Origin of the sequence: Mesorhizobium sp. LSJC280B00 (assembly GCF_000502835.1) — a bacterium.
Taxonomy (GTDB): Bacteria; Pseudomonadota; Alphaproteobacteria; order Rhizobiales; family Rhizobiaceae; genus Mesorhizobium.
The window spans coordinates 1-13,355 of record NZ_AYVL01000057.1 but is presented as its reverse complement, the minus strand read 5'-3'; the positions used below and the strand labels follow the sequence as shown (position 1 = coordinate 13,355).

General features: G+C 56.9%; 12 protein-coding genes. 7 read left to right on the top strand and 5 right to left on the bottom strand.

Annotation, left to right across the window (positions count from 1 at the left end):
• Positions 1–133: 133 nt before the first annotated feature.
• From X773_RS79445 to X773_RS72205, 3 genes are all read right to left on the bottom strand, one after another.
• Entirely contained in the window at positions 134–931 is a 798-nt protein-coding gene (locus X773_RS79445) for a reverse transcriptase domain-containing protein (RefSeq protein WP_348625958.1), read from the bottom strand.
• Complete coding sequence (locus X773_RS79440) at positions 901–1,350, bottom strand: maturase (protein ID WP_348625957.1); 450 nt, start codon at positions 1,348–1,350, stop codon at positions 901–903. Before X773_RS79440 ends, X773_RS79445 begins: the two co-directional genes overlap by 31 nt.
• Before the next feature lie 513 nt (positions 1,351–1,863).
• On the bottom strand, positions 1,864–2,052 hold the full coding sequence (locus tag X773_RS72205; protein WP_023680650.1) for a hypothetical protein: 189 nt from the start codon (positions 2,050–2,052) through the stop codon (positions 1,864–1,866).
• A gap of 234 nt (positions 2,053–2,286) precedes the next feature.
• Here X773_RS72205 and X773_RS72200 point away from each other — a divergent pair, with 234 nt between their 5' ends.
• Positions 2,287–4,266 carry an MBL fold metallo-hydrolase gene (locus X773_RS72200; protein WP_023680649.1) on the top strand — a complete coding sequence of 660 codons (1,980 nt, stop codon included), beginning with the start codon at positions 2,287–2,289 and terminating at the stop codon, positions 4,264–4,266.
• A 665-nt stretch (positions 4,267–4,931) separates the two neighbouring features.
• Here X773_RS72200 and X773_RS72195 read toward each other — a convergent pair.
• Both X773_RS72195 and X773_RS0140170 read right to left on the bottom strand, forming a co-directional pair.
• Complete coding sequence (locus X773_RS72195) at positions 4,932–5,738, bottom strand: IclR family transcriptional regulator (protein ID WP_245274875.1); 807 nt, start codon at positions 5,736–5,738, stop codon at positions 4,932–4,934.
• 95 nt (positions 5,739–5,833) lie between these two features.
• On the bottom strand, positions 5,834–7,405 hold the full coding sequence (locus X773_RS0140170; RefSeq protein ID WP_245274874.1) for an MmgE/PrpD family protein: 1,572 nt from the start codon (positions 7,403–7,405) through the stop codon (positions 5,834–5,836).
• A 227-nt stretch (positions 7,406–7,632) separates the two neighbouring features.
• Here X773_RS0140170 and X773_RS72190 point away from each other — a divergent pair, with 227 nt between their 5' ends.
• From X773_RS72190 to X773_RS72165, 6 genes are all read left to right on the top strand, one after another.
• Positions 7,633–8,769 (top strand): Xaa-Pro peptidase family protein, encoded by a 1,137-nt coding sequence (locus X773_RS72190; RefSeq protein WP_031213276.1) that lies wholly within the window; start codon positions 7,633–7,635, stop codon positions 8,767–8,769.
• Positions 8,770–8,808: 39 nt separating this feature from the next.
• Positions 8,809–9,912: an extracellular solute-binding protein gene (locus tag X773_RS72185; RefSeq protein WP_023680644.1), complete on the top strand. Its 1,104-nt coding sequence runs from the start codon at positions 8,809–8,811 to the stop codon at positions 9,910–9,912.
• A 78-nt stretch (positions 9,913–9,990) separates the two neighbouring features.
• Positions 9,991–11,070: an ABC transporter ATP-binding protein gene (locus X773_RS72180; RefSeq protein ID WP_023680643.1), complete on the top strand. Its 1,080-nt coding sequence runs from the start codon at positions 9,991–9,993 to the stop codon at positions 11,068–11,070.
• Positions 11,067–11,960, top strand: a complete 894-nt coding sequence (locus X773_RS72175; RefSeq protein ID WP_023680642.1) for an ABC transporter permease — start codon at positions 11,067–11,069, stop codon at positions 11,958–11,960. The genes X773_RS72180 and X773_RS72175 overlap by 4 nt, the downstream gene beginning before the upstream one ends.
• Positions 11,957–12,793 (top strand): ABC transporter permease, encoded by an 837-nt coding sequence (locus tag X773_RS72170; protein ID WP_023680641.1) that lies wholly within the window; start codon positions 11,957–11,959, stop codon positions 12,791–12,793. Before X773_RS72175 ends, X773_RS72170 begins: the two co-directional genes overlap by 4 nt.
• Before the next feature lie 23 nt (positions 12,794–12,816).
• On the top strand, positions 12,817–13,355 hold a 539-nt coding region (locus X773_RS72165; RefSeq protein WP_023680640.1), incomplete at its 3' end, for an amidase.

Below are 13,355 nucleotides of genomic sequence, written 5' to 3'. Positions count from 1 at the left end.
CGGATGTCCCGTACTTACTGAAATCCTTGGCCGCGACTTACGGAAATCGGTGTCCGGGACTTTGTGAAACCCGCAGGCGACTGCGCTTCATGGTCTGGTCCTCTCAATAGGCCAGAACGAACTTCAATCTGGATTAGATCGCAGGGGCAACGTTAGTGCGCCGCCGAAGCGCACGCCTCCAAAGGTCGATCACCCGATATCTGAACGCCGTGAGCGCCCGGATATTCGTTGGAACCGCGAAGTGCCCGCCAACGATCTGCCTCAGCCATTTTCCCTGTTGGGGGATCGGCCAGTGCATTCGCCGACGCAACTTGCCCTTAATGTCCTGAAGCTTCGCCCGCATGCGGTCGCCGCGGGTCTTCCTTTGAAGCTGGAAGTGCCCTCGACGCGATTTTCCGCAGATGCACGTGAACCCCAGAAAGGCAAAGGTCTCCGGCTTTCCGAGCCCGCGCTTCTTGCGACTGGCCGCCGCGAGGCGACCAAACTCAATCAGGCGGGTCTTGTCCGGATGGAGCGACAGCGCAAACTCCTCAAGCCTCGCGCGCATCGCATCGAGGAAGCGACGGGCGTCGTCCTCGCGCTCGAAGCCAACGACCACATCATCGGCATAGCGCACGATGATCATATCGCCGGTGGCCTCGCGCTGTCGCCAGCACTGGGCCCACAGGTCCAGGACGTAGTGCAGGTAGATATTGGCCAGAAGCGGCGAAATCACCGAGCCTTGACCGGTTCCCCTGTCATCCACAGTCACGATCCCGTCTTCGAGAATGCCCGCCTTCAGCCATTTGCGGATCAGACGGATGATGCGCTTGTCGCCGATCCGATGCTCCAGGAAGCGAACCAGCCATTCCTGGCTGACAGCCCCGAAAAAGTTTTGGATATCGGCGTCTACAATCCAGTTCACCTTCCGTCGGTCGATCGCGACGCACAAGGCATCCAATGCATCGTGCGGCCCTCTCCGGGTCGGAACCCGTGGGAGAAACCACAGAAGTCGCCTTCATAGATGGCATTGAGCACCAGGACGGTCGCACCCTGGACGATCTTATCTTCCAGGGCGGCAATCGCCAGCGGCCGCTGCTTTCCATCTGCCTTCGGTATGTACGTCCGGCGAGACGGTTGCGGGCGGTACGCTCCCTTGTGGACCCGTTCATGCAGATCCCTGAGCCGGAGCTCGAGGTCTGCCTCGTAGTCCTTCCACGTCATGCCATCCACCCCGGGAGCGGCCTTGCGCCTGAGCGCGTAGAACGCCGTCCGCAGCGTGTCGACATTGATGTGGTGGAAGAGCGCGGTGAACCGTTCCTTCTTCCTCAGCCTTGCGGCTTTCCATACGCGGTTCAGCGACTGGGACATGCGAGCCCGACTCTGTGTCCGGTGCATGCGTTGCTGTTCCGCGTTCCCCTTGGTCCCCGCCCTTGGCTCCATCGCCTCCGCCACCGGAGATCCGGCTTTGTTCGGCGACTTCACAGCTACTATGGCGGGTCAGACTTCTCCTGTCCGTTCATCATCGGCTACGGCTCCTCACCTTCCCGATACGGACCGGTGCGGCTGGACGCCGCCCGGCCGGGCAAGAGATCTCCCAGGTTCCGACGCGTTCCTTTTATTCGTGATGTGGCCCAAGACCTCGGCAGGGTGACAGAGCCTCGCATAGCGGCTCGGCACATGTTGCCTTCGACGGATGAGAACGTCTCGGCCCCTGCGATCTTAATCATTATCGTGGCTCACTCCCACACCCCAAATAATCGCTGTGTACGCTTCGCCGTGGTCGTCACCTCCCACGACGCAACACTCACTACCAGGCGGGCGCTACCCCTTACCCGGGCCGGACTTGCACCGGCTGGAACTCGCCAGCTTGGCCTGGCGCACCTAAACTTGATTGTCGCGCTGCAGTGGCGTCGCCGTCGTCAAGTCCAGCACCGCCGCTTTCGCTTGTTGAGGAGCAGGGACGTTGATCTCGCGGACCTCGAAAGGGAACTCTGCAAAATGTCGGGCAATGGCCATAGGGCTGCTGCCGTCTGCGAATACCGATTGAACGTTTTCGATCACAAATGTCATTATATGGAAACGACCTATTGTAAATCCCATAATATGGCATTATGCATCTGATGCATGTTTAGCTGAGGCGTACGTCGGCGCCGTGGGCGGCCGGGGTGGCGTGAAGCTCGAGAAGCAGGTTCTGGTCACTGAGAATGATGCCGAGAACCTAATAAGTGCCCGTTCGATGCTGCCTTGATGGCTTAATTAACGTTCAGATCTGAGCGGGACTTGCTCTGCTCACCAGGTATCCAGATGAACCTTGTCAAACACTCCGAGAATCTTTTTGAATTCAAAGATACCTGCAACGTTTTTGTGGTGAAAAGTGGCACGGACTGTGTCTTGATAGATACGGGGTCAGGCGCCGTTCTTGAACATCTCCAAAGTATCGGAGTGGATAGAGTTGTGTGGGTACTTCACACCCACCATCATCGTGACCAATGTTGGGGGACCCACTTGGTGAGGGCGAGCGGTGCACGCATTGCCGTTCCCGAATTCGAGCGGCACTTGTTTGATGATGTTGAAGCGCATTGGCAAACCCGAGCAGTATTTGACAACTATAATGATTCCAATACGTTTTTCTCCCTTGCACACAATGTCCCGGTCGATGCGGTACTAGAGGACTACGAAACATTCGTTTGGAACGAATACAGTTTCTACGTGTTGCCTGCCAAAGGTCACACTTACGGCATGGTCACCCTAATCGCCGAGGTGGATGGGCAAAGAGTTGCTTTCACCGGCGACCTGATGGCAAGCGGTGGCAAACTGTATCAGCTCCATGCCATGGAGTACGCCTACGCCGATATGATCGGCGTACAGTTCACGATGCAGTCCATACTTGCCCTAAAGAAGCAGCAAGTCGCGATCGCCTATCCGTCGCATGGCAAGGCCATCACGAACACCAACGACGACATTGTTAGCCTTGAGCAAAGGCTGGAAGCAATTGCTAACTTGGGCAGGCTATACACCTCAGGGCTAAATAGCAAATTCCCCGAGTGGCAAACGGTCCGCGAGAGCAGACTGCAGAAGATATCAGAACACTTGCTTTGGGGAGGGCCGTACACCTGCTCCAATTTCTATATCGTGCTTAGCGGGAGTGGACACGCGCTACTAATTGATTACGGATTAGCTTCCGACGCACATCTCCATTTTGGGGTCGAGCACGAAGGCATACAGGCCCTGCGCTTTGTCGAACACCACCTCGATCAACTGCGGGATGACTACGGCGTAGACCATATCGAGGTTGTGATCCCGACGCATATTCACGACGATCATACGTGTGGAATTCCATACCTTCAGCGCAACTTTGGAACCCAATGCTGGGCCCTTGATTGTGTCGCGGAGGTAATCGTTAACCCGTCCGATTGGGCAAGTACGCCTTGCTGCTTCAACAAGCCAATCAGCGTATCAAAGGTGCTTCGTGATGGCGAAGCCTTCCATTGGCGAGGGCACGAGTTCGAAATCTACTACGCACCTGGGCAAACCGAGTATCACTCAATGGTTCTTGGCTTGATCGACGGTCGGCGGGTCCTGTTTAGCGGAGACAACGTCACCCTCTGCAATCCCAGGACCGAGCACATCAATCATGATATTCCCGTCCAGACTAATATCATGCGTAATAGCTTCCAACTGGCAATGCATCGCCGTTGCGCTGAGGTGATGGAGACAACGCGCCCAGATTTTCTCTGTCCAGGTCACGGGGAATTAATCCAGATGGATAATTCTCGGCTCACAGAGTACTTGGACTACGTTGAAAGGAAGGAAACTGCCTTTCGCGAGGTCGTCAACGAACCTGCAGATCACTTTATCGATTTATTTTGGGCTCGCATGCTTCCTTATGTTGCTCAAGTGCCTCCGAGCAGCGAAGTCATCTACACAATCAAGGTCCGCAACAATCTCGACCGCGCTGCTGTATACAGCGCTCGACTTCTGCCGGCGCCGGACTGGGTCTGCCGCCAGGGCATACAAAGCGTTGCCCTTGGGCCGTCCGAACACGGTGAAATTGGTTTCACGGCTGTTGCACCGGGAGATGTGGATCCAAAACGGAGGCTTATGACCGCCGAGATTCTCATCGATGGATTATCGTATGGGCCAATCTGTGAGGCTCTCGTCTCGGTTTCTGGCACGGATCGTCATCCGTGCCAGTCGTCGGCGAAACACGTTAGCCATAAGAGCTTCTATGGCGGCCACGAGCAAACGACGATTGAGACTCCGGCGGATATTGCACCGGACTGACAACCGCTTCGGCTGGGATCTGGTGCAACCTTTTGAGTCATCAGCACTGTGGTATGGAGCCTTCGATCATTTTCGGAAGCTTGCAATGTTCCGCAAGCGTAGCGTGACCGGCAAATCGCAGCTCGACGAGACTGATCGTCAGCGCTCTCCGGCGGCTGCTATGGCCGCGTTGAAAAGGGGAGAGCAAAATGGAACTGCTTTTTGTTGGTCTGGACGTGTCAAAGGAGGAGACGGCGATTTGCGTTCGAACGCAATGCGGGATCATTAAGGCAGCGTTTTAGAAGCCGACCGACCCTGACGTCATATATCGTGCTCTGATTTGTGAACTGCAGCATATCCGGTGCGTGGTTCTCGAGACTGGCCTGACGGCGAACTGGCTTAAACGAGCTCAGCCAGCGCGGCTTGCCTGTAGGTCTGCATCAATGCCCGTCAGGCGCATGCCGTGCTGAGCCAGATGCACAACAAAACCGATGAGAAATGCTGCAATGCTGGCGGAACTTGCTCGCACAGGGTTCTACAAACGATTCGAAGTCCAAAAGCCGTGTTGCCCAAAACGCAGAGCCTTGCTGCGGGCGCGCGATCGGCGTTGTACTGCAGGGGCTCGCGATCCAGTGCCTCCTGTCATCCAGGCATCTCAATAACTTTCCTCGCTCAAGTTTGCCAGCTTAGCTGGCAATCGAAATATCGTGTGGGCTCATCGTGCGTTCGATTTCGTCGATCTCACGCCGCAAAATCTGAACGAAGTCTCCCACGCTGCTCCTCCGCAGCCTTGCGCTAGTCATGTTGATGGCGAGCGCGCCTGCCACGTTTCCGCTTTCCAGGATTATTGGCACCGCTATCGCGGAAATTCCTTCCACAAGGTGCCCGTCATCGACGGCATAGCCGCGCCTGCGGATATCTGGCAGCGCATGCCTGATCTCGTCCGCTGTCAATCCATGGTAGCGCTCGAATTGTGGTCCGTTGGTTTCCAGAATGACCTCGGCTTGGTTGGGGGGCAGCATGGCCAAGATCGCCTGGCTAGCGGGGCCGACCCCAAGGGGTATCTGGCCACCAACCTGTCCCGTGAGGCTGTCGATCCGGTAGCCACCGTCCTGTCGGTCGACGCAGACGGTGTTGAAGCCGTTGCGAGCCATAAGAAAAACAGTATCACCCGTTTCGGCCGCAATACGCATCAAAGCAGGATGACAAACCCGTCGCATACCCGTGGTGTCCGCGGCTTTGGCTCCGAGGGCAAATAGGGCCAGCCCTAGTCTGTACCGCTTTGTTGTCTCGTCGCGCTCGATGTAGCGATGCCGCTCCAGGCCGCTGATGATGCGATGCGCCGTCGACATATTTAGGCCGAAGGCTTCAGCAATCTCCGAAACCCGGGCACCGCCACGGCCGAGCTCTCCAAGATGATTCAAGATAGCGATGGAACGATCGAGCAATTGCGTTCCGGTCGCCTTCTCCTCGCCTTCAGTCGTCGTCTTCACTTGCACCTCGATCAACCAGCCGGCGGATCAAAACGATCCAAAAGGTCGCCGCCCCATTATCACGACAGCTCTCAACGAGGCTAGCTACACGGAGACTACCCGCTCTTTGCCTCGAGTGCAGGCTCGTCTATCGACGAAAGGCGCGGAATTGGTCGCTGCAAAGTTTCAATCAGCCTGCCAAGCTCGCCTTGTCGAAGATCCCGGAATGCTGCGAGAAAGATTTCTATATGCTGCTCTTCCAGCCTGCGTTTTGCCGCGTTTCGAAATTTGTTCTCCAAAGTAGCCCAGCCCATCGGGTTTGTGGGCTCACCCGTTGGGGCGAGGACCTCCTTAGACAGCCGCTCGTTCTTAGTCCTTATTACCACGCGTGCTGGAACAGACTGAGGGAATGCCGCGTCAAAATCGGGATCAACCCGCAAATGAATTCGCCTCGCAAGTGCGATCGTACCGGAATGAGCTAAGTCCGTGTTCGTGATCTGCACGAGCGCTTCGGCTCCTTTTGTCAGCGCCATGGCTACACAAAATGGCACGCTATATTGTGCTGACTCCGTTGTGCGTGGCGCCACTTCGTTATTGAGACGAAGTGCCCATGAAAACGTTTCTATTTCTATCGCCTGTATTTCGGTGGCATCTAGCCCATGCTTAGCCTTAAGAGCCAAGACGGCATCAATAGCCGAATGCGCCCAACGGCAACAACCGTAAGGCTTGAAATAAATGCCGTTGATTGCCCACTCGGTTCCAAGCCCATCGAGGAGGCGACCGCGGTCGAAGACCCTTTCGTTGTCCAGTAGGTCGTCCGGCCCTGTAAAGCCCTGGGCCGCGAGTTCGACCGCAACCAGAGCTGTAGCGGTTGCCCATGGGATACCCTCTTTCACGTGGTTGCCCATCACCTTCGAGTATGCGACCGCAGAAAGGTTCGGCGCAGTCGAGCCCGCTATAGCAATGGCCTGCTCGATTGCGCGGGGCTCAAGACCGCGCAACCAAGCTGCCGCGGCGGCAGCCCCGTAGCCAACCCATGGGCCTGAAACGAGTGTCGTCAGGGTCGTGAAATCCCGCGAGGCAGCCACGCGGACGGCGATTTCATAGCCGAGCGCGATGGCGGGTAATATCCGGTTGGTCGGACATTTGCATTCCGCTGCTGTAGCCATAACAGCGGGAATAATCGACGCCCCGGGATGTCCAGCCGCTGCTCGATGACCATCATCGAGATCAAGGCTCGACGCACTCGTTGAATTAACAAAGGCCGCGCCGGCCGCACTGGTGCGGTGCTTGGTGAACCAAATTGGGGCATTTCCATGCTGCCAGATCATGAAGGCCGCATTTCGTGCTGCGACCGTCGCATCTTCATTGACGCCGGCGAGAGCAGCTGTCGTCAAGTCCAGCACCGCCGCTTTCGCTTGTTCAGCAGCAGGGCCGTTGATCTCGCGGACGTCAAAAAGGAAATCTGCAAAATGTCGGGCAATGGTCATGGAGCTGCTGCCGCCTTCGAATGAGATTGGACGTTTTTGATCGTAAACACCATTATATGAAAAAGAATGCTTGTAAATCCCATAATGTGGAAGTATGGAATAGCGATGGATGACGAGCTGGCTGGTGGGACCAATGGCAGATCGCGCTTTAAGTAATTGGAAAGGTTGCGGGCGGCCGTTGCTGCCTCTGACCAGCATCCGGTCGTTCTTGATGAAGTTGAGACATCCGGACGACAAGCTTATCCCTGGTCGCGCAACCGGGATCAGGCCGGGTGCTCGTCGGTGGCGAGCATCGGCTCAGGTGGCCTTCACGGATCGCATGGTCAGGACGGCACCCTCCCGCTGACTACGCCTCGTTCCGCGAAGGCCGCCGCTTTCGGCTCTCTATTTTCGACACTTTAAATGCACATACATGGGATGAGCACATGACCGGGAACCGGCAAGCGTTTACAACCGAAGAGTTTAAGATGCGCGTGGCGCGGGTGCAGTCAGAAATGTCGGTGCGGGGCATCGATATTCTTTTGCTGCACGCTCCGGAGAATATCTACTACCTCACCGGACACCAGACATCAGGCTATTTCGCGTATCAGACCGTCGTGCTCGCTCAGACCGGTGACCCGCAACTGCTCTTGCGCCTGCTGGAAAAGGGCAATGTCGACGAATATTCGTGGCTCTCGGACGCCTCCACCTGGAAGGAGGGCGACGACCTCGTGGAAAAAACGCTCGCCTTGGTGCGCGATTTCGGTGCCGCCGGCAAATGCGTCGGACTGGAGAAGAAGTGCTGGTTTTTGACATCTGCAATCGCAGATGCACTGGCTAGTGGACTTAGCGATGCTAGCATCGTGGATGCTAGCTTGCTTGTCGATCGCGTGCGGGTGATCAAATCACCTGCCGAGGTCGGCTACATCCGACGTGCAGCGCAAATCGCGGAGATCGAGCAACAGGTCGCGTTTGCTACGATTTGCGACGGAGCCACGGAGGCCCAAGTGGCAGCGGCGGTTTTCGCGGCAGGCGTCAACGCCGGCTGCGAATACACCGGCCTGCCACACCACATCATGTCCGGATACCGCTACAATGTGTGCCACGCGAACTGGAGCCCGAAGATCATCCGGCGTGGCGAATTGGTACTCTTCGAGCTGTACGGGTGTCTCGAGCGTTATCATGCAACCCAGATGCGCACGGTGGCCATCGGCCACGCGTCGGATGAGGTAAGGCAAGCCGCCGATATCGTTATAGCGGCTCAGGATGCCGGCATCGCTGCGATGAAGCCTGGTGCTTCAGCTCGGGAAGTCGACGCGCTGGTGCGAAAGCCGATCCGCAAAATTCGGCCGGAATATTACAACCGAACTGGCTACTCGACCGGTATCGGCTTTCCGCCCAAGACCGCCGAATGGGAAGCACTCGACTTCAACGAACAAGAAGATTGGGAACTGAAGGAGGGCATGGCCTTCCACATGCTGGCGCTAGCCTGTGGGTTCGGCATCAGCGAGACGGTCGTCGTGACGAGCAATGGGGTTGAGCGCCTCACCGGCTCGAACAGGCGTGCACTTCTGATCAAGTGATCAGAAACTAAGAGGGGTTCTAACAAAGGGAGTAAGAGCATGATAGACAAAATCTTTAATATCCGCGTTGGCCGCAGAGGCTTTCTTGTTGGCTCGGCTGCAATGGCAGCCTCAGCGCTGCCATCTCCTCTCATCAAATCCGCCTCTGCACAGGAGTTTGCGGGAAAGCAGATTAGAGTCCTTACGTGGTCCGATCCGACTGGTCAGGCTGCCGTTAAGCACATCATGCAAACCTTCGAGGCAAAGACCGGCGCCAAGGTCATCGCCGACCTGACCGGCACCACCTCAGATATGATTGCGAAGATCAAAGCGTCCGCATCCAAGCCGCAATTTGATGTCGTCATCCTATCGGGGTTTGGCGCGGACGCTTTGGCCGAAGCCGGACTTCTAGAAAAGCCCGATACCAGTGCAGTCCCCAACCTGTCCCGCGTCGATTCCAAGTATCAAACCGGTGCCAATGGTCATGGGATTGGCTATTTCCTGTGGAGCGATGGCCTTATCTACAATACGAAGCGCTATCCTACCCCACCGAAGTCCTACGATGTACTCTGGGACCCGGCCAACGAGGGTAAGATCGTACTTCCCACACCGGACAATCTCAACGCGCTTGAGCTGATAATTGTAGCAGCGAAGGCCGCTGGCGGCGACCTCAAGAATCCTGACCCTGGGTTCGAACTGCTGAAAAAGCTCAAAGGTAAGAGCTTGGCCATCGCGACGAACTCGAACCAAATCGCCGACTTGTTCCGTTCGGACTCTGTGAATGCGGCAGGTGTAATATCCCCTCTAACGTTCTCGGCGTTCATTCCAAAGCCGGAGTTCAACATTAGTGGCACGTACGATCTGGCCGAAGGTTTCTTCGTGGATCTTCAGTACATGGTTGTCCCGAAAGGTCACCCAGGCGATGCTGCAACCGTGAATGCATTCCTTAACCACGCTCTTGATCCAGTGGTGCAAGGGAAGATGGCCGAAGAGGTCTGGTACGGTCCAATCAACCAAGATGCAATTTTGTCGGACAAGGCAAAGAAGAGTCCGTTCATTCCAAACCCGGAAGTGATCAAGGAACGCGCCAACCGCCTGGATTCTGCCTTCCTTGCCTCGGTGCGCGACGACTGGATTCAGCGCTACACCGACGCAGTGATGTAAGATCAGGTTCGGTGTTGGGCCGTCAGTCGGCCCAACACCGGCCCCCATCATCCCAAGAACGCTACCTTCTGAGGTGACATGAAACAGAATCCTGTCCTTGAGGTCCGCAACCTTTCACGCACCTTCGCTCAAGGTGCTGTGAGAGCTGTCGACCACATAGATCTGGACGTGCAACCGGGCGAGATCATCTCAATCCTCGGTCCCTCCGGGTGCGGTAAGACGACGACCATGCGCATCATTGCAGGATTGGAATCGCCGACCTCCGGAGAGGTTCGCATTCTCGGCAAAGACGTTGCAGGAAAGCCGCCCCACAAGCGCAATGTCGGTTTGGTTTTCCAGTCGTTGGCAATCTTTCCTCACATGAGCGTTAAACAAAATGTCGCCTTTGGCTTGCGCATGCAGGGTCTTGACAGCAAGCTGATCGAAACCAAGGTCGCCAAAGCCTTGGAACTCGTACAGCTTTCGCCGGAAAAGTTTGCGGAACGGCGACCAAGCGAGCTGAGCGGTGGGCAGCTTCAGCGGGTAGCCTTGGCGCGGACATTGGTGACTGAACCGGCGCTGGTCCTTTTCGACGAGCCAATGGCGGCACTCGACCGGCGTCTTCGCGATTACATGGCGGTCGAACTCAGGGCTATCCAAAAGCAGCTCGGCATTGCGGCGGTCTATGTCACGCACGACCAGGAAACGGCTTCTATGATGTCGGACCGCGTCATCATCATGAGTGCTGGCAAGATCCTGCAAGCCGGCACCCCGGAAGAAATCTACGAGGCTCCGAATTCCAGGTTCGTATCTGATTTTCTCGGCGACACCAACACCCTTCGCATCGCGCGCGTGCTCGATCAGGAGGACGGGACATCGCTTGTCCAGACCGATGCCGGGCTCGCAATTCGTGTCGCAAACTGCAGCGCTATAGCTGAAGGAGCGTTTGTCATTTTTCGGCCCGAGCAGACAGTCGTTCATTCCGCCGACCCCGGCGGCGCTTTCGAGGGCAAGGTGGTGTCGTCGCAATTTCGCAGTGGTCTCTACCGCTGGCAGATCGTACTTCCCGGTGGCAACACGCTTATTGCGCAGTCGACCGAAAACAGGCTCGCTTCATCTGCCGGCGATACCGCTTGGGTTACAATCGATTCCGGCAAAGCGAGAATTGTTAGCCAATGACCGCGATCGAGAACTCCACCGCTCCGCTTCCGCCAATGGAAAAAGACGCGGCGATCCGCAAGCCGCCGATCAGGCTTCTTCTTCTTCCAGCTGGCACGCTGATCGGTCTCCTCTTGATCTGCGCCCTGGTCGTCCTGCGCATGAGCCTCGGAGAACGGAATGCCGAATGGACAGGCTGGAGTTTAAGGGCCTACACGCAATTGGCCAGCTCCAGAAACATCGGCATCATAGTAGACACAATCTGGATGGCACTGCTGAGTGCCCTGATAACAACGCTCGTAGCCTTCCCCATCGCGCTTTTTCTGACACGGACGACATCAGCATTTGCCCGACGGCTCGTGCTAATTGCAATCCTGTTGCCGATGATCATCAGCCTTCTTGTGCAAAGCTTCGGCTGGATGGCTATTCTCGGGCCGAATGGGCTCCTCGACCAAGCAATTTCAGCCGCAACCGGAATCGAACGGCCCTTCTCGCTGCTCTTCAACCGCACGGGTGTCATGCTCGGACTCGTTCAGACGAGCATCCCGCTTGCCGTCCTGCCCACCGCCGCCGCGCTGCGCTCAATCCCTCTATCGCTTGAAGAGGCAGCAAATGTTCTTGGAGCAAACCGGCTCAGAACCTATCGCCACATACTTCTGCCGTTAGCTTGGCCGGGTATGGCTGCGGGCGCCATTCTTGTCTTCGGGGTCAACACGGGTGCGTTTGTCGTGCCGTTGCTGCTGGGCGGGTTGAAGGTGATGACCATTGCGGTCGTAATCCGCGATCAGATGGGCACGTTTTCCAACTGGCCGCTCGGTGCAGCGCTATCGGTCTTGCTGATCCTGTTGGCACTCGCCGTGCAGTCGCTCAACCGACTCATTGTGCGAACCAACGTGGAGATCAAGCGATGAGCATGCCGACCGCAACCGGGCGCGCTGGAATCGAGTGGCTGCTTGTTAAAGGCACCACTTGCTTGCTGCTGACGTTAATGCTTGCACCGATCTGCATGGTCCTGGTGATTTCATTTACCAGCGGCGAGACGCTGCAGTTTCCGCCGCCGGCGCTTTCACTGCGCTGGTATCAGGAGGTCTGGGCAATGCTGGTCGGTCCCGACGCCGGGATCGGGAGATTGCGCGAGTCACTGCTTGTCAGCCTGGAAATCGCGGTCCTAACTTCGCTTGTGTGTGTGCTTGCTGGTGTTCCGGCTTCCTATGCGCTGGTGCGATATCGTTTCGCGGGCAAGACACTTATTGAAGAGTTGATCGGTCTGCCGGTGGTATTTCCAGCAGTTGTTCTTGGAATTGCCTTGCTGGTGCTGGTAAGCGTCTCCGGTCTCGATTTTGGCATTTTTCAAATCGTAGTCGCCCATTCGATCATCGGGCTGCCATTCCTCATGCGAAACTGCATGGCAGCGATGCGCGGCATTGATCCCATGTTGGAGGAGGCTGCGATGACGCTTGGTGCTTCCGCGCCCAAGGTCTTTCGGGAGATCGTCTTGCCGCTTGCCAGCGGCGGTATCGCCTCCGGCGCCATCCTCGTCTTCATCTTGTCTTTCAACGAATTCACGCTGAGCTATTTTCTCTACTCCGTCGATGTCTTCCCGCTCTCCATCTGGCTTTTCCAACAGGCGAATACATCCTTTAGCCCGGCGGTGTTTGCCGTGTCGTCGCTCATCGTCGTCGTCAACGTAGCGGCAGTCTTGGTCGTTGACACGGTGATCGGAAGTCGCGGATCGGCTGCCTAGCAGCACGCCAGAGGATTTGTTCAATGACATTTGACCCGTTCTGGTCAATCGAGCAACTGTCGGATCGCTTCGCTCGGCGGGAACTGTCGTCCGTTGAAGCTGTAACCGAACTCTTCAGGCGCATAGCGGCCTGGGATGGCCAGTTGCATGCCTTCTGTCAGGTCGACGAGAACGGCGCTTTGGCACGCGCCCGAGCCGCGGACGAAGCACGAGCTAACGGAACTTCCACGTCCCCTCTGCTCGGCGTGCCGCTAGCCGTGAAGGACATCTTCGATCAGGCCGGGCATGGCACGCATGCTGGCTCCAACGCTCTGAATGACAGGCTGCCAATCCGCTCGGCAAATGCCGTCGAAAAGCTCGAATCCGCAGGCATGATCGCCATCGGCCGCACCAACATGGTTGAGTTCGCCTATGGAGGATGGGGAACAAACCCAGTCCAGGGCGCGCCGTGCAATCCTTGGGGTCTGGACGCTCACGTCGTTGCCGGGGGGTCAAGCAGCGGCTCAGCAGTAGCGGTCGCTGGTGGATTCGCCCCAGCCGCTTTGGGTACCGATACTGGCGG

What these genes read in the sequence shown, in the direction of transcription:
- X773_RS79440 (WP_348625957.1), bottom strand. Translation starts at nt 1,350, where the DNA reads ATGTCCCAGTCGCTGAACCGCGTATGGAAAGCCGCAAGGCTGAGGAAG.
- X773_RS72190 (WP_031213276.1), top strand. Translation starts at nt 7,633, where the DNA reads ATGACCGGGAACCGGCAAGCGTTTACAACCGAAGAGTTTAAGATGCGC.
- X773_RS0140170 (WP_245274874.1), bottom strand. Translation starts at nt 7,405, where the DNA reads ATGCTGGTCAGAGGCAGCAACGGCCGCCCGCAACCTTTCCAATTACTT.
- X773_RS72200 (WP_023680649.1), top strand. Translation starts at nt 2,287, where the DNA reads ATGAACCTTGTCAAACACTCCGAGAATCTTTTTGAATTCAAAGATACC.
- X773_RS72170 (WP_023680641.1), top strand. Translation starts at nt 11,957, where the DNA reads ATGAGCATGCCGACCGCAACCGGGCGCGCTGGAATCGAGTGGCTGCTT.
- X773_RS72175 (WP_023680642.1), top strand. Translation starts at nt 11,067, where the DNA reads ATGACCGCGATCGAGAACTCCACCGCTCCGCTTCCGCCAATGGAAAAA.
- X773_RS72180 (WP_023680643.1), top strand. Translation starts at nt 9,991, where the DNA reads ATGAAACAGAATCCTGTCCTTGAGGTCCGCAACCTTTCACGCACCTTC.
- X773_RS72185 (WP_023680644.1), top strand. Translation starts at nt 8,809, where the DNA reads ATGATAGACAAAATCTTTAATATCCGCGTTGGCCGCAGAGGCTTTCTT.
- X773_RS72205 (WP_023680650.1), bottom strand. Translation starts at nt 2,052, where the DNA reads ATGACATTTGTGATCGAAAACGTTCAATCGGTATTCGCAGACGGCAGC.